This is a genomic window from Labrys monachus (assembly GCF_030814655.1).
GTDB classification, from domain to species: domain Bacteria; phylum Pseudomonadota; class Alphaproteobacteria; order Rhizobiales; family Labraceae; genus Labrys; species Labrys monacha.
This window is the reverse complement of the sequence record NZ_JAUSVK010000001.1, coordinates 1,716,224-1,730,858: the sequence shown is the minus strand read 5'-3', so window position 1 is coordinate 1,730,858 and position 14,635 is coordinate 1,716,224. Positions and strand designations below refer to the sequence as shown.

At 65.3% G+C, this 14,635-nt stretch carries 16 protein-coding genes; 6 read left to right on the top strand and 10 right to left on the bottom strand.

Annotated elements, in window-relative coordinates; all coding sequences use genetic code 11:
- Window positions 1-93: 93 nt before the first annotated feature.
- Entirely contained in the window at window positions 94-1,719 is a 1,626-nt protein-coding gene (locus J3R73_RS07850; RefSeq protein WP_307424673.1) for an AMP-binding protein, read from the top strand.
- Between the two features lie 234 nt (window positions 1,720-1,953).
- Here J3R73_RS07850 and J3R73_RS07845 read toward each other — a convergent pair whose 3' ends face one another.
- On the bottom strand, window positions 1,954-2,802 hold the full coding sequence (locus J3R73_RS07845; protein WP_307424670.1) for a hormone-sensitive lipase: 849 nt from the start codon (window positions 2,800-2,802) through the stop codon (window positions 1,954-1,956).
- Between the two features lie 260 nt (window positions 2,803-3,062).
- Between J3R73_RS07845 and kynU the strand changes: the two genes are divergently transcribed.
- Window positions 3,063-4,253, top strand: coding sequence for a kynureninase (kynU, locus tag J3R73_RS07840; RefSeq protein WP_307424667.1), 1,191 nt, complete (start codon window positions 3,063-3,065; stop codon window positions 4,251-4,253).
- 55 nt (window positions 4,254-4,308) lie between these two features.
- On the opposite strand, the gene J3R73_RS07835 is transcribed toward kynU, so the two are convergent.
- Window positions 4,309-4,950 (bottom strand): YceH family protein, encoded by a 642-nt coding sequence (locus tag J3R73_RS07835; RefSeq protein ID WP_307424664.1) that lies wholly within the window; start codon window positions 4,948-4,950, stop codon window positions 4,309-4,311.
- 85 nt (window positions 4,951-5,035) lie between these two features.
- Between J3R73_RS07835 and J3R73_RS07830 the strand changes: the two genes are divergently transcribed.
- Complete coding sequence (locus J3R73_RS07830) at window positions 5,036-5,227, top strand: hypothetical protein (RefSeq protein ID WP_307424662.1); 192 nt, start codon at window positions 5,036-5,038, stop codon at window positions 5,225-5,227.
- 158 nt (window positions 5,228-5,385) lie between these two features.
- On the opposite strand, the gene J3R73_RS07825 is transcribed toward J3R73_RS07830, so the two are convergent.
- From J3R73_RS07825 to J3R73_RS07815, 3 genes are all read right to left on the bottom strand, one after another.
- Window positions 5,386-6,240, bottom strand: coding sequence for a hypothetical protein (locus J3R73_RS07825; RefSeq protein WP_307424659.1), 855 nt, complete (start codon window positions 6,238-6,240; stop codon window positions 5,386-5,388).
- A gap of 166 nt (window positions 6,241-6,406) precedes the next feature.
- Window positions 6,407-6,661 carry an SRPBCC domain-containing protein gene (locus tag J3R73_RS07820; protein WP_307424656.1) on the bottom strand — a complete coding sequence of 85 codons (255 nt, stop codon included), beginning with the start codon at window positions 6,659-6,661 and terminating at the stop codon, window positions 6,407-6,409.
- A gap of 361 nt (window positions 6,662-7,022) precedes the next feature.
- Window positions 7,023-7,781: an outer membrane protein gene (locus J3R73_RS07815; protein WP_307424654.1), complete on the bottom strand. Its 759-nt coding sequence runs from the start codon at window positions 7,779-7,781 to the stop codon at window positions 7,023-7,025.
- Window positions 7,782-8,102: 321 nt separating this feature from the next.
- On the opposite strand from J3R73_RS07815, the gene J3R73_RS07810 reads away from it, so the two are divergent.
- The gene (locus tag J3R73_RS07810) at window positions 8,103-8,303 is read left to right on the top strand and encodes a helix-turn-helix transcriptional regulator (protein WP_370879865.1); all 201 of its coding nucleotides are present in this window, start codon (window positions 8,103-8,105) and stop codon (window positions 8,301-8,303) included.
- A 128-nt stretch (window positions 8,304-8,431) separates the two neighbouring features.
- Window positions 8,432-9,196 carry a hypothetical protein gene (locus J3R73_RS07805; protein ID WP_307424652.1) on the top strand — a complete coding sequence of 255 codons (765 nt, stop codon included), beginning with the start codon at window positions 8,432-8,434 and terminating at the stop codon, window positions 9,194-9,196.
- Window positions 9,197-9,250: 54 nt separating this feature from the next.
- Here the strand turns inward: J3R73_RS07805 and J3R73_RS07800 are convergent, their stop codons facing one another.
- The 4 genes from J3R73_RS07800 to J3R73_RS07785 all read right to left on the bottom strand — a co-directional run bounded on the left by J3R73_RS07800 (window position 9,251) and on the right by J3R73_RS07785 (window position 13,232).
- On the bottom strand, window positions 9,251-9,763 hold the full coding sequence (locus tag J3R73_RS07800) for a hypothetical protein (RefSeq protein ID WP_307424650.1): 513 nt from the start codon (window positions 9,761-9,763) through the stop codon (window positions 9,251-9,253).
- A gap of 603 nt (window positions 9,764-10,366) precedes the next feature.
- On the bottom strand, window positions 10,367-11,446 hold the full coding sequence (locus tag J3R73_RS07795) for an IS5 family transposase (RefSeq protein ID WP_307424647.1): 1,080 nt from the start codon (window positions 11,444-11,446) through the stop codon (window positions 10,367-10,369).
- A gap of 1,199 nt (window positions 11,447-12,645) precedes the next feature.
- Window positions 12,646-12,885 carry a hypothetical protein gene (locus J3R73_RS07790; RefSeq protein WP_307424645.1) on the bottom strand — a complete coding sequence of 80 codons (240 nt, stop codon included), beginning with the start codon at window positions 12,883-12,885 and terminating at the stop codon, window positions 12,646-12,648.
- Window positions 12,886-12,971: 86 nt separating this feature from the next.
- A complete protein-coding gene (locus J3R73_RS07785; protein WP_307424643.1) occupies window positions 12,972-13,232 on the bottom strand; it encodes a hypothetical protein in 261 nt (86 codons plus the stop codon).
- A gap of 156 nt (window positions 13,233-13,388) precedes the next feature.
- Here J3R73_RS07785 and J3R73_RS07780 point away from each other — a divergent pair, with 156 nt between their 5' ends.
- On the top strand, window positions 13,389-14,027 hold the full coding sequence (locus tag J3R73_RS07780) for a VOC family protein (RefSeq protein WP_307424640.1): 639 nt from the start codon (window positions 13,389-13,391) through the stop codon (window positions 14,025-14,027).
- Window positions 14,028-14,073: 46 nt separating this feature from the next.
- On the opposite strand, the gene J3R73_RS07775 is transcribed toward J3R73_RS07780, so the two are convergent.
- Window positions 14,074-14,487: a VOC family protein gene (locus J3R73_RS07775; RefSeq protein WP_307424638.1), complete on the bottom strand. Its 414-nt coding sequence runs from the start codon at window positions 14,485-14,487 to the stop codon at window positions 14,074-14,076.
- Between the last annotated feature and the right edge of the window lie 148 nt (window positions 14,488-14,635).

Sequence of the window (14,635 nt, the reverse complement as noted above, 5' to 3'; positions counted from 1 at the left end):
CGGAGAACGTCGTCGCGGTGGCGGCCGAGGCACGGCCGGAGCATCTGGAGGGCGCGCGGGGGGAGGAGCCTCGTCGGTGCAAGGGAAACGAAGATGCAACTGGGACCAACCGGACATTCCGACACCTTCTGCCGGGACAACCTGCCGCCGTTCGAGCTCTGGCCGGAGCTGAACCTTGCCGGTTTCGACTATCCGGAGTGGCTGAACGCCGGGGTGGAGTTGACCGATGCAATGGTGGCAAGGGGCTTCGGCGACCATACGGCGCTGATCGGTGACGGGCGGCACCGGACCTACAAGGAACTTGCCGACTGGACCAGCCGGATCGCGCATGCGCTGGTCGAGCACTATGGGGTGAAGCCCGGCAACCGGGTGCTGATCCGTTCGGCCAACAACCCGGCGATGGTGGCCTGCTGGCTCGCCGCCATGAAGGCAGGCGCGGTGGTGGTGAACACCATGCCGATGCTGCGGGCGGGCGAGCTCGCCAAGATCATCGCCAAGGCCGAGGTGACGCTTGCGCTCTGCGACGGGCGGCTGAAGGAAGAACTGGTTGTCGCCGCGAAGGAGGGCGCGCTGCTCGACCGGGTGGTCTGCTTCGATGGTACGGCGAACCACGATGCCGAGCTCGACCGGGTCGCGCTGTCGAAGCCGGTGCGGTTCGAGGCGGTGCGGACGGGGCGGGACGATGTGGCGCTCTTGGGCTTCACCTCGGGCACCACCGGCGAGCCGAAGGCCACGGCGCATTTCCATCGCGACCTCCTGATCATCGCCGACGGCTATGCCAAGGAGGTGCTGGGCGTCGTGCCCGAGGATGTCTTCGTGGGGACGCCGCCGCTCGCCTTCACCTTCGGTCTCGGCGGCCTCGTGGTGTTTCCGCTGCGCTTCGGCGCCTCCGCGGCGTTGCTGGAGAACGTCTCGCCGCCGAACTTGATCGAGATCATCCAGAAGCATCGGGCCACGATCTGCTTCACTGCGCCCACGGCCTACCGGGCGATGCTGCGTGCGATGGACGAAGGGGCCGACCTGTCCAGCCTGCGTGCTGCCGTTTCGGCCGGCGAGACGCTGCCGGGGCCCATCTACGAGGAATGGCAGGCGAAAACCGGCAAGCCGATGCTGGACGGGATCGGTGCGACCGAGATGCTCCACATCTTCATCACCAACCGCTTCGGCGACAGCCATCCGGGCTGCACCGGGCGGCCGGTGACCGGCTATCAGGCGCGTATCGTGGGGCCGGACGGGGCCGAACTGCCGGCGGGCGAGATCGGGCGACTGGCCGTGCGGGGGCCGGTGGGCTGCCGCTACCTTGCCGCGCCGGAGCAGCAGCGGGACTATGTGCAGCACGGCTGGAACCTGACCGGCGACAGCTTCTGGCGCGACGAGGCGGGGCATTTCCACTTCGCGGCGCGCACGGACGGGATCATCGTCAGCTCCGGCTACAACATCGCCGGGCCGGAGGTGGAGGCGGTGCTGCTCGCCCATCCGGCGGTGGCGGAATGCGCGGTGTTGGGGGTCCCCGACCCGGACCGCGGACATATCGTGGAGGCGCATGTCGTCCTGACGGCGGGGCATGCGGCCGGACCGCTGATGGTCAAGCTGCTGCAGGACCACGTGAAGGCGGCGATCGCCCCCTACAAATACCCGCGATCCATCGTCTTCCGCGGGGCGCTGCCGAAGACGGAGAGCGGCAAGATCCAGCGGTTCAGGTTGCGCGAGCCGGCGTGAGGCGACGTTGCGAAAGGAAGCCGGCATGGCGATGAAGGTTCTTCGCGGGGGGCGAAGTCGGCGGCCCAAGCCGGCGGAATGCGCGGGTTCATGCTTGAAAAGGAATGAGAAGGGCCTCAGCGCCCCGAAGGCCGAGGGGGATGTCCGGGCCGGGGCCGTTACGGATTTTCCCGGATGTATTTTCCCGGACGTCATGGCGGCGGCGGAGAATGGCCGATGGTGACAACGGCCACGTCACCCCGGTGGGAGAGGCTGAGGAGCAACGCAGTCGCCCACGAAGGCAAGGGTAAGCGGGTGGTCCGGCTCCTTCAGCCCGTCGATCACGTCGAAATGGTGCCGTCGCGGATCGGCGACGAGTCGCGTCTGCGCGCCCTGGCGTCCCCAGGCCTCGGCAAGGAGCGCCGACTGGCGCAGGAATTCCGGCCTCTCTCTGGCGCCGACCCAGGCCGTCACGTCGACACCCGGCAGCGGGGCGTGCAGGACCGGGCTTTCCGTCTCGGCCTCCGCTGCGTCGAGCCGCAACGTATCGTTCATGCCGTTCAGGCGCAGCGGCCGCAGGTCGTGCAGCCCGCTGATCGAGACCAACCGGTCCACCCGCGCTGCGGTGTCCGGCGTGAGCGGCGTATCGTTGCAGACCATCCGCGCGGCGAGGTGTCCGCCCGCCGAATGGCCGGTGAGCCGGATCGGGCCGGGAACCCGCGCTGCCGCCGCCTCGATCGCCCGGCCGACTTGCCGGGTGATCGCGCCGATGCGCGCCGCGGGCGCCAGCGTGTAGCCCGGCAGCGCAACCGCCCAGCCCTGCGCGAGCGCCCCGGCGGCCAGCGCCGACCAGCTCGACTTGTCGAAGCTCAGCCAGTAGCCGCCATGGATGATGACCGCGAGACCGCGCGCCACGCCGTCGGGCAGGAACAGATCGAAACGCTCGCGCGGTTGGTCGCCATAGGCGATATCCTGCAGTCCGCGCACTGCTTGCCGGAAAGCCAGGGCGTCAGCTGCCCAGCGGGCCGGATAGCCCTCACCGCCGGGGATGTATGCCCCGTTGCTGAAGGCGTCTTCCCAGTCGATGCCGGATGCATCGGTCATATCGAATCTCCCCGCTCTCGCCGGATCGAGCCGGTCCCATGGCTAGAGTTGCCGCAGATATGTTTCAAGCTTGAAATGAATTTGCGCGCTGCAGATCGGACGATGAAGGGCCGATCGGCCCGGCGCCGCGCGGCTCCTGGGCCGCAGGGCATCGGCGCGCCGCGTCGAGCGGAGAACGACATGACTGGCGATGCATACGACCCAGGCTCTGAAGGCGCCCGGTTCCCTCAGTTCTGGCATCTGTACGGAGAGTTTCGACCATGACGCTGTTGCCCTGCAAAGATCGGTTCGACCTGCCCGGGGGGGTGATCTACCTCGACGGCAACTCGCTCGGGCCGCTGCCGAAGGGCGCGGCCGAGCGTGCGCTTGCCGTGATCCGCGGCGAGTGGGGCGGCGAGCTGATCCGGGCCTGGAATACCGCCGACTGGATTTCGCTGCCACGGCGCGTGGGCGACCGCATCGCCCGGCTGATCGGGGCTCCGGCGGGTTCGGTGGCGACTGGTGATACGCTGTCGATCAAAGTCTACCAGGCGCTCGCTGCCGCTCTGAGGATGCGCCCCGGGCGGAAGGTGATACTGTCGGACAGCGGCAACTTTCCGACCGACCTCTACATGGCGCAGGGCCTGATCGACACCATTGGCGGAGGCTACGAGCTGCGCACTCCGGCGCCGGCGGCGGTGGCCGGCGCGATCACCGAAGACGTCGCCGCGGTGCTGCTCACCCAGGTCGATTTTCGCACCGGCCGGATGCACGACATGGCCGCGATCACGCGGCGCGCGCAGGCGGCCGGCGCGGTGATGATCTGGGACCTCGCCCACAGCGCCGGCGCGATGCCGGTGGACCTCGCGGCGAGCGGGGCGGAATTCGCCGTCGGCTGCACCTATAAGTTCCTCAACGGCGGCCCCGGCGCGCCGGCCTTCATCTATGCCCGCCCCGACATCGTGGGCGAGGTTCGGCCGGCGCTTGCGGGATGGATGGGGCATGATGATCCTTTCGCAATGGAGGCCGCATACCGGCCGGCGATGTCGACTGAGCGGCTGCGCGTCGGCACGCCGCCGATCGTCCAGCTCTCGATCCTGGACGCGGCGATGGATGCCTGGGACGGCATCGACATGGCCGAGATTCGTGCCGCTTCGATCGAGCTCTCGGAGCTCTTCATCCGCGAGGTCGAGGCTCGTTGCCCGCAGCTGACGCTGGTCTCGCCGCGCGCGGCGGCCGAACGCGGCTCGCAGGTCTCTTTCGCCTTCGCGCAGGGCTATGCTGCGATCCGGGCGCTCATTGACCAGGGCGTGATCGGCGACTTCCGCGCGCCCGACATCATGCGCTTCGGCCTCACGCCGCTCTATCTGGGACGGGAGGACATTCTGCGTGCGGCGGACATCCTTGGCCGCGTGATCGGCGATGGGCTCTGGCGGGATCCGAAATACCAGGCGAAATCACGGGTCACGTGATCGCGGCAGCCTTTGGGTGGCGGTGCATTCATTTGCACGCCCCCGGCCCTGCCGGTCACCCTCCCACCGCGTCGAGCCGGGCCTTCAGCTCGGCCACCTCTTCCTCCAGCGCCCGGAGGCGCTCCTCGAGCGCGGCGAGGGCCGGGACCGGCGGTGCGGCTGCGCGCGGCGCGGCGGTCGCGATCGCGGCGACGTCCACATCGCCGCAGAGCAGATGCGCGTAGCGGTCCTCGCGCTGGCCGGGGGCCCGGCCGATCTCCTTGACCAGCGGCGGATGCGCGCTGGCGAGCAGGTCCAGCTCCGGCATGATCTCGCCGGCCGAGCCGAAGCTCGCCATGCGCTCGGTTCGCGTCTGCAGCTCGTTCAGGGTTTGCGGCCCGCGCAGGAGCATGATCGAGAGCAGGGCCGATTGCGGCTTGGTCAGCCTGTAGACCTGCCCCGCGAGGTGCTCGAAGCGTTCCGCGCGCGAGCCCAGGGCTCGGCGCGCCAGTCCCTTCCCCTCCAGGGAGACGAGCGTGCGGCCGATTTCCGCCGCGTCGAGCGCCATCACCGGCTCGCGCGACGTCTTCTGGTTCGTCGCGGCCTGGAGCAGGTTGAGCGTCAGCGGATAGGCGTCCGGCGTCAGCAGCTGCTTCTCGATCAGGCAGCCCAGGACGCGGGCTTCCAGGGCATTGAGGGGGAGGATATCGCTGGACATGGGAAAATGACGGCCGGTTGGGAGGAATCACGGCGACACTCTACCCCATTGCCGTATCACCGACACCGCCCCTGCCCTGCAGCGCATGCCGCGCTTCGCCGACCTGCTCGGCCCGGGCCCCGACGAGGAGGGGTTCGCCCGCCTGCGCCGCGCCGAAACCATCGGCCGCCCGCTCGGCGATACCGGCTTCCCGGCGCGGATCGAGGCCGCGACGGGCCGTACGCTAGCCATGGCGCGGCGCGGCCAGAGGCCGGAGGACGGGGCGGGACGGGCATGAATACGGAGGAAGGGGCGGACGAATAACGTGCAATGCTACCGTAATACAGCGCGAGCGCGACGCCGAAGAGAAAGGGGTACAACTTCTCTCAGAAATTGATGATACTGATACGCCGAACCGAGAATCAATCTCGATTGTCCCTTGTAGACGCGCGGAATTTACCCTTGTTCGCGGAGAAAAATCTGCGCAATGCGTCCTATTTTCACTGCAAGACCAATATCTTCGGGTAACGTTGGAAAGATATCTACTACCGGACCTTCGGGGTGGTGCAGAAACCTTGGAACAAGTACGCCAAGACGCTGCTTTGCCTCTCGCAAGCCGTCAAGCTTCTCAAATTCTTGAGCTCGAAGAGCCGCCGAAGTTAATGTCTCGAGACGTTCAAATTCAGCTACATCGCCGGGCGTCAAGGCCGTCGGCGGCACATAAAGTGGCATACGGTGCGCTGCCGGATTACGGCGCGTCTTTACATCCCTCTCCCACTCCCTAAAAGGTTGAAGTATGTCGGCCATCGGCCCCAGGGCGGCATCGGCCGCAAAGATTGGCTTAAAGAGGCCGATAGCAAAGGGATCGGCAGAGCGGGTTGCCGCACTACCTATTTGCCAAACCATGGTCCAAGCATAGTTATCAAGCAAACCGAGAATATCGATATAGATTGAGTTTAGGTCACGGCAAACGCTGCTGGACTCCTCTGAAGACAAGGGGCGTGTCCGATCTGGCGTGATAACGCTCTGAAAACTCCTGAAAGATGAATCGATCATCCGCAACCGGCGCATGACACCATACTTGAAATAGTATCCGCTGTCTTTGCTAAACGATACAATTGAAAGAATAGATAAAGCATCTGAAACGAGTTCAAATAGGGCGTTGTTTATAGAAAACACATGATTCTGCTGGGCCTCATGTGTAAAATAACGATTATTTTCCACGTTTCCCTCAACGAGGAAAGGCGTCGCATATTGACGAAAATGAAAGCCATACTCGACTTCTTGAAATCCGTATTGGTTAAACGGCATAAATTCCTCTCTTACAGTTTTTTCCTCTATCCCATGGAGCACTATAGACTAAAATTACCATGACCGCGTGGGCGCCCTCTCTGCCCGATTTTGGGGAATAACCCTGACAGTCGCCGCAAGACCGGCAGGCGGTGCCTCGGAAGCGAACAGCCACCTGCCATCCGCGTCAGCGCATCGAGGCGGCCAGCGTGTCGAGCTGATCGAGCGTCACGCGCATGCCCGCCTCCATCCCGTTGGCCAGCGCGCCTTCCAGCGCTTCCCGGCTCGGGAAGAGCTGGTGCAGCGTCAGACGGGTCGTACCCTGGCTCTCCTCGAAAATGACCGTCACGACAGCCTCGCCGGCGTCGGCCATCCGCTCATAGACCTGGGTGAGGACCAGCCGCGAGGGCGCATCCACCTCCAGATAATGTCCTGAAAACACCTCGGGATTCTCTGGGTCGCGCCCGAAGATGTAGCCGCATGTGCTCGCCGCCCTGCGCTATATCGCTCTCAACCCGGTGCGGGCCGGCCTGGTGCCGGAGGCCGTTGACTGGCGCTGGGCCAGCACGCGCGCGCTCATCGACGGCACCGACGATGGGATCACCGACATCGCCTCGGTCCTGCAGCGCCTGCCGCGCATCGCCGACCCGTTCGCCCGCGGCCCCGACGCGGGGGCTTCGCCCGCTCGGCGATGCGGACTTCCCGGCGCGGCTCGAAGCGGCGGCCGAAGGATGGAACGGGCGGGAATGCGGAGGCCGCCGGGTATGACGGCGTCCGCATGGCCGCACGTCTCAAACAGCCTCTCAGAACCTGTAGTTCAGGCCCAGACGGATGGTGCTGAAGTCCGTGCGCATTTTACCATTGATGCTGTAGCCCGTCACAGTCGGCCCGGTTATCTCAGGCGCGGAAGCCTTCGAGGTTCCCAGATCGATATACTGATATTCGAGCTTGGCGCTCCAATGGTCATTGATTGCGTACTCAACGCCCGCACCGAGAACAAAGCCAACTTTGGTGCTGCTGTCACGCGAGTTCGCCGTGTATATGAGAACATCGCGCTGGTAGTAATCCTGGCCGTACCTTACGCCGCCGAAGGCAACGCCGCCGGTAGCATAGATCAGGATGTTGTCAAACGCGTAGCCAATACGAGGGCGAACCGTTCCGAACCAGTTGACATTGTCCTTGGTCGATACGGTACTGCCGTTGTGGTTGTTAAACCTCGATGCCTTTCCGTCGATCGCAGCCCCTTCAATATCGGCTTCCAAGCCAAGGACAAAATTCCCATACTGCTGGTTATAGCCGGCCTGAATGCCTCCGAAGCCTCCTTTTTGTGACAGGCTTCCATATTTGAACGTGTTCTCCGGGCTGCCACCCAGGGCCTCGGTCATATTTGCGTCACGGCGGGTACCGAAAGCATAGCCCCCGTTGATGCCGGCATAGAGGCCGGTCCAGCTGAACGGCGCTACGATCGGGGCGATCGGCTCTGCCGCCTGGGGCGCCAGATCGGCAGCAAACGCTGCGGTCGATGAGAGCAACAGAACGGCCGCAAGCGGTAGAAATTTCATGTCATTCTCCAAGGGAATTCAATTTTTTATCTATGGCACTTGCCGCATCGGAAAGATGTGACAATAAAGATACAGGCGGATTTTAATGAGCATAACCGCCATTCTGCTTGGTCACCGTAATTCCTATGCTGGAGTGCACCCTTGAATTGAGGCAGGGACGGTCAGGCGACATGGTGTGATCGGAGGCGCAATGGCCGATCCATCATTATCGAAACCTCGATTGTCAGACAGAACGATCGTCATGACCGAGATCGTTGCAACCTTGCCGCCGATGCACCCGGGCGAGATGCTGCGCGAGGAATTCCCGGTTCCGCTGGGCGCATGCGGATCGAGCGCATCGCGAAGGAAGAGTCAGGCATCACCGCCGATACGGCACTGCAGCTCGGCACCTCGCCGGAATTCTGGCTCGACCTCCAGGCGCGCCATGACCTGCTCACGGCGCGGGCGGCCTTGGGCCGAGCGATCGACGAGTTGAAGTCGCTGCGTGCCGCCCAACCTGCGCAAGGCCGTGGATTGGCGTAGGGCCGGAACGGCGCAGGTTTTTCCTCTTCTTTCGGGGAGCCGGGTCGCGGATATCGTCACTTTATTCTTCAGCAGAATCGCCACACAATTTCACGTCTTTCACAATCCAATCCGGGCGCCCCTCCCCCATGCACATGGCCCATCTCGTCACCACCGCCATGCTCGCGATCCGGCGCGGCGGGGCGCCGGCCTCGCCTGAGGCCGTGTTTCCCGATTGGCAGCCGCATGATCGCTTCGGCATCGTCATCGACGAGCCGTTCGGCGGCCTCGGCGCCGCGCTCCTGATCCAGCTCGCCACCACCTTGTTCTACGATGCCAGGCCCAGCCGGCGCGCGGAGCGCAAGGTCTATCCGGAGATCTATGCGCTGCATCGCGGGCGCGGCTTCGGGGCGCATGCGCCGTTCGATTTCTGGCCGGCGCGGCGCGAGGCGATCCTCGACGGAGATCATCGCGTGCTGCTCGATGCCGTCAACGACCGCGGCATCACCCGCCTCGCTTTGCCGGATCGCCCGCCCCGCGACATCGAGCACCGCCCCAAGGAAGAGGACGCGGCGCTCGACCGCATCGTCTCGGCCGTCGTCTACAGTGCCGGCGGCCGGGTCGACGCGCCCGATTTCACCATCAGCGGCACCGATCTGCGCACCGAGCACAACCCCGGCCGCGTGCTCAAGCTGGCGGGGGAGCCTCAGCCGAAGCCGACGGGCAGCGGCTCGCCCTTGCTCAAGGAGAGTGACACCTCCTATCACGACTGGATCGAGCTGCGCCGGGGCGACACCACGCCCGCCGACCGCGAACGGGCGATCGCGCGCCGCCGGGCCCTGCTCGACGAAGCCGGCCTGGCGACGGAGAGCTATCGCTTCATCGGCGTGGCGGAGGCTTTGAAGCGGCTTTAGTTCGACGGGGAGCGGGGGGAAGATCCTGGGCTGATGCGCCAGCTCTGAATCGCCTCAAGTCCTGTGCGCTACGCTGTGCTTTACCAACGTGCCGTCCAGTTTGACCGAGATTTCATCCGTCTCCGAGCGCATGAGGATCAAACCTTTGTCCCCTGAGCTCCACGTATCCGATGACGTCGCTTCAATTGCCACGTCATGCGAAGCGCCCTGAATCATTCTCGTAGCCCGCATGTTGTAATTTTGCTTCACGAAGACGGTAGAGCCGTCTTGATGGACCGATGTGACCGTTGTCCCTCCAGCCTTCTCGATACTGACATCGATCTTCTCTATACTCGTCAGCCATTCATCGCGACTTTTTGTTTTTCCGGAGGTATCGATGTCCTGATACTCCGGAGACACGATCGACTTGATGAGATTTTCATTGCGTGCGAGCACGGCCGCGTGGATTTCGTCGTATCGATCCTGCAGCGTCTTCAAAAGATCGGCCCCGGCGGTTTGCCCGAGTAAGGGCGTGGAAAACAGAAGCGCCGCTTGAACCAGTATCGTCGTGAACGCTTTGCCCGCCATGCCTTCTCCTGCTCCTCTTCCTTCGACGACGCATGGGATGACCGCCGGGCCCCGTATATTGCCGGCACCCGTCATCTTGCGGGTTCGTCTCTGCAATTGCCATTCGATATCGCTTCGTGGGCTTCACCGCCATGATGGGCCGTTGCGGCACCTGATTTCCACCCCGGCCTTCTCATAGCCGACCCCCTTGCCGTTGCGATGACGGCGGGGCTCCGGCTCGGAGGAGCGCGAATGCGTGCGGCGAGGCGCCGGGATACGATAATCGGCCGCCTTCTCCCGTTTGAGGTCCCCGCAGGGGGATGGAGGTCCGAACCTCGACGCAGACAGCTCAAAACCGCATTTCAATTGGCGAAGTCCAGGCCCTCATCCGGTTGTCATAGCCGGGCTTGTTCCCAAGTCGCCGGTTGCCGCCTTGTCCTGGCCTCCGCCTCCTCGATTGCCGGGACGAGCGATGGCAACGGTCGAGGTCCAAGATCAAGCGTGCGCTAACAGGCTGCGGAAATTGACATCTGTATAGGTGATTTTCGTTTTTGCTCATGCAGTTGGAGTGGGATTTCTGACGGATTTGGATCGGGTATCGATGCGTTTTTCCGGTATTCCGGTTCAAGTCGTTGCGAAGAGTTTGGGAAGTCGGATGAGGTTGTAGGCTGCGGCTCTGAGAGTGAACATCCATCCGACCCGTTCTTGGCCTCGGTGTTTTGTTTGCCGGAAGCCGCCGGCTTCCTTGATCCAGCCGAACGGCTCTTCGATGCGTTTGCGGATCGTCTGGCTGAGGGCATATCCGGGGTGGCGTGTCGTGCGCCGATCGATGGCTGACCGGCGGTTGGTGGCGTTCTGCGCGACATGCGGCGTCACGCCGAGAGCGCGCAACCTGGCCACATGCGCAGCGACGTCATAGGCCTTGTCGGCGCCCAGGGTGACACGGCCGGCCGGCGCGGCGTCCTCGATCATCGCCTCGGCCGCCGCCCGCTCGGCCCAGCCGGTGGCCTTCGTCAGTTCGGCATCGACGATGAGGCCGTTGCGGTTCTCCATGAGGACATGGCCGAGATAGGCCAGCTTGGCGGGCTGGCCGTCCGCCTTGCGATAAAGCCGGGCATCCGGGTCGGTGGTGCTCTCATGGGTCTCGTTGGAGCGCTTCTCGCCCCGGAAATCGCGCTCGCCATTGCGGCCCGGCCCGGGCGGTGACCCGCTGCCATCCTTGGGCTGAAAGCTCTTCATCGACGCCCAGGCGGCGATCAGCGTGCCGTCCACCGAAAAATGCTCGCTCGACAGCAAGGGCTTGACCTGCGGATCGGCCAGGATCGCAAGCAGAAATTCCCGCGCGATGTCGCCCTCCAAAAGCCGGTCGCGGTTCTTGGTGAACACCGTCACATCCCAGATCGGCGCATCCATCGACAGGCCGATGAACCAGCGGAACAGCATGTTGTAGCGCACCTGCTCCATGAGCTGGCGCTCGGAACGGATGCCGAAGAAGGCCTGCACCAACAAGGCCCGCAGCAGTTTCTCCGGTGCGATCGAGGCGCGGCCATACGGCGAATAGAGCTTCGAGAACGGCTCGGACAACCGTTCGAGAGCCGCGTTCACCACAAGGCGGATGGCACGTAGCGGATGATCGCGAGGAACAAGCGATTCAGGGCTCTGATAACTAAAGAGCGCACCCGTCTGTTCATCCGATCCGCGCATCAGCCCCTCCAAGCAATCCACAACAATCAGTGAATCAGATCGCTCGCGCTTCGGGTAGTGAATTTCCGCAGCCTGCTAATCGGAACAAAACACGTACAAACCTTGACATCCGCCCTCCGCCATGGCCTACTTTCCCTCGGAACGAAGCGCGGCGGGGCCAAGGTTCGCGATACCGCCCCGTGCCTTCCACCCACTCCGGCCGATCCCGGTTCGCCTGCGGCGCGCCAGCCGCATCAAGGCGCCCTCCCATTTTCGTCCTGGCTTGGAAACCAGGACGGGGCCGGCGCCGAGGGGGATCGCTGCAGACCGCCCCATTGCTCTCACGAGCAATGCCGGGACCGCCGACATCCGGTAGCGCCGGGTGTGCGATCACCCGGCCGTCAGGTCTGCACACGGGGCTTGATGAGGAACGTGCCGGGATCGGGCCGCCTTCGGGCCTGCCGCAGATCCCGCGCGAGACAGGAGAGGCGCCGGCCGCTCGCAAATCGTCCGAAAGGATGAATAGCGGGGCCTTCCAGGCCGGATCGCCTTGTCGGACGCCGGCGGCCGGCAAACCCGGCCCGCAGCGTCCGCGGCCGCAGCAGCACGGGGACCCGGCTGCCCGGCCGGCGGGGTGCGGCGAAGACATAAGCCGTCCGCCAAGGCCCCTGTCCCGCCCGTTCCGTGGGTGAGGCTTTGCGCGTCCCGACCGGCTTCCCTGGCCCGGAAGCGGTGAAGGGCGCGGGGCCTGTCCGGCGTGGCTGGCAAGGGAGGGAACCGTGCCCTCCGGCGCCGGCGATGCCTCCCGTCCGGCAATCCGGTTCAGGCCGCAGGCTTGATCCGGAGCGACGGGAAACAGCCGGGCCCCGGTGCGTTGCCTGTTGGCGCGCCCGGCCCGGCGGGAAAGGGGCGACGGCGGCCTTGCACAACATGCCAGGCCACGATTCCTCACGACCACCGATACACAGCACCACGGCTGACACGAGACCAGCCGTCGCCGCCCCGATCTTCCCTTGCACAATCCGGCCCGCTCAGGGCGCGGCGACGAAGACGCATGCCTGCAGAGCCATCGTCATCCCGTGCGCATCGCACCCTGCAAGGGTGCGGTGCAGACACGGGACCGCGCGCCTGGGGAACCTCATCCTGCGCGCGATCCCGGATTTGCGATGCGTCACTGACGTGCCGCATCGCGTCCGGGATGACCGGCAGCGCCCTCGCCCTCAATCGATCGCATGCGCCCGGTGCGCCACGGTGGTGGCAAAGGCGCGGGCGCTGGCCGAATACCATTCGGGCGGATGCTTGGCGGCCGCGGCCGCCACCGTCTCGGTGGTATCGGCCAGCACGCGCTTGCCGGCCCCGTTGGTGGTCACGCTGAACTTGTAGCGATGGCCCTCGTCATGATGGGCGATCTCGACCTCGCGACGCGATTTCGAGACGATGTCGAATGCTGGAGCAGACATGGCGGCCTCCCGATCTTGTTGTTGGCCGCCACTCTATGCCGATCGCGCGGTTTGGCCACCCCCGATCGCGGCGGCGGCCGCGGCGCTCAGAAATCCGACCATTCGCCGCCGCGCCAATAGCCGCGGCCCTGATGCTCCCGCCAGCGATATTTGTGCTCGTCCTGCCACTGCCAGTCGTCGGGATGGACCGTCAGCCGGAATTCGGGGCGGTATTCGTAATCCGACTGCACATGCCAGCAATCGCCCTCCTCGTTGCAGACGATGCGCGCCGATGCGCCCATGGCGACGAAGGCCAGGGCCGTCGCGCCGAGCAGGACAGCGCACGCCTGGGTTCTGATGTTTTTCATGTCGGTATCCTCGGTTGCATTACAATTTGGTAACGTTGAGCTCCCGCCATCGGTTCCGCCCGCCCGGCCGCCGCCCCATCGGCCCCAAGCCCGGCCTTGCCTTTCGGCCGGGATTGCCGGAGTCTGCCCGGCCTCGGATGCGGGGAGGAGACGGCCTTGACCAACGACGAATTGCGCGAACTCAACAAGCATCGCCAGATCCAGCAGATCGCCTTCCTGTCGCGCGATCTCGAAAGGTCGATGCAGGCCTGGATCGACGTGCTGCGCATCGGGCCGTGGCGGGTGTTCCGCTTCACCGAGAAGACGGCGAGGAACCTCAAGGTCGGCGGCAAGCCGGTCGAGGGGCCGTTCGCCGCCACCGTCGTCCTGGCCTGCGCGCTCGCCTCCCCCGCCCTCGCCTCCGACGCGGCGGTGACCGACAAGGCGCTGATCGCCTTCCGCGACGTCTGCCTGGCGACGGCGCCGTCCTTCGACAAGGCGATGGCCGCCGCCCGCAAATTCGGCGTGAAGCCGCAGATGGACCTCGGCGCCGGCATGGTCGGCATGGCGCCCGGCAACGCCTTCTCGGTGCAGGTCCGGGCGCGCAAGGAATGCGCCGTCACCGCCGAGAGCGATCCGGATCCCGGCCTCGACGCGCAGTTCCGCGGCGTGGTCGCCGAGGCTGGCGGCCTGAAGGCGGACAGCCTCGCGCCCGGCCGCCCGATCACCCTGACCCTACACGGCCGGACCTATGTCGTCCGCCACGACCGCCGGGGCGCCGAAGCCTATGTGATCATCGACGCTGCGGGATTGTGAAGCGGAACGTTTGCGGATCTCCCGTCCAAAACGCGAAGCGCCGCCCTCAATAGGTCCGCCAGACGCCAGGCGTCATCAGTTCCAGCATATGGCCGTCGGGATCGCGGAAATAGAGGCTGCGGCCGCCGGCGGGCCACTCCGCCCGCCCTTCGACCGCGACGCCATGGGCCGCGAGGCGGGCTTCCCAGGCGGCGAGGTCCGCGGCCGGAACGGCGAAGCAGACATGGATGCGGCCGCTGGCGTCGTGGGGCGGGATCGAGCCGCCCGGCACGATCTGCGTCTCGTCGGACGCGCCGCGCTTGAACACCAGCAGGACGTTGCAACCGCCGACGTCGAAGGCATGGAGCCGCTCCAGCCTGACCAGCGCCTCCAGCCCCAGCACGGTTTCATAGAAGGCGGCCGCACGGTCGAGATCCTCGACATAGACGGCCGTCTCGACGATGCGCTCCAGGCGGGGCATGGCACCTCCCATCGGCACGAAGCCGCGGCGGCAAGCCTATCACCCGGCCTCCGCCGACGAAAGGCGGCCGCCCTCCTGCCGGATCGACTGGACAGGCCCGCGCCGCCTTGTCATAGTGAGCGGCATGATTACATGTCTTCCGGTGCGA

Coding starts and splice junctions, on each gene's coding strand:
- J3R73_RS07850 (WP_307424673.1), top strand. CDS start 94: ATGCAACTGGGACCAACCGGACATTCCGACACCTTCTGCCGGGACAAC.
- J3R73_RS07845 (WP_307424670.1), bottom strand. CDS start 2,802: ATGACCGATGCATCCGGCATCGACTGGGAAGACGCCTTCAGCAACGGG.
- kynU (WP_307424667.1), top strand. CDS start 3,063: ATGACGCTGTTGCCCTGCAAAGATCGGTTCGACCTGCCCGGGGGGGTG.
- J3R73_RS07835 (WP_307424664.1), bottom strand. CDS start 4,950: ATGTCCAGCGATATCCTCCCCCTCAATGCCCTGGAAGCCCGCGTCCTG.
- J3R73_RS07830 (WP_307424662.1), top strand. CDS start 5,036: ATGCCGCGCTTCGCCGACCTGCTCGGCCCGGGCCCCGACGAGGAGGGG.
- J3R73_RS07825 (WP_307424659.1), bottom strand. CDS start 6,240: ATGCCGTTTAACCAATACGGATTTCAAGAAGTCGAGTATGGCTTTCAT.
- J3R73_RS07815 (WP_307424654.1), bottom strand. CDS start 7,781: ATGAAATTTCTACCGCTTGCGGCCGTTCTGTTGCTCTCATCGACCGCA.
- J3R73_RS07810 (WP_370879865.1), top strand. CDS start 8,103: ATGCGGATCGAGCGCATCGCGAAGGAAGAGTCAGGCATCACCGCCGAT.
- J3R73_RS07805 (WP_307424652.1), top strand. CDS start 8,432: ATGCACATGGCCCATCTCGTCACCACCGCCATGCTCGCGATCCGGCGC.
- J3R73_RS07800 (WP_307424650.1), bottom strand. CDS start 9,763: ATGGCGGGCAAAGCGTTCACGACGATACTGGTTCAAGCGGCGCTTCTG.
- J3R73_RS07795 (WP_307424647.1), bottom strand. CDS start 11,446: ATGCGCGGATCGGATGAACAGACGGGTGCGCTCTTTAGTTATCAGAGC.
- J3R73_RS07790 (WP_307424645.1), bottom strand. CDS start 12,885: ATGTCTGCTCCAGCATTCGACATCGTCTCGAAATCGCGTCGCGAGGTC.
- J3R73_RS07785 (WP_307424643.1), bottom strand. CDS start 13,232: ATGAAAAACATCAGAACCCAGGCGTGCGCTGTCCTGCTCGGCGCGACG.
- J3R73_RS07775 (WP_307424638.1), bottom strand. CDS start 14,487: ATGCCCCGCCTGGAGCGCATCGTCGAGACGGCCGTCTATGTCGAGGAT.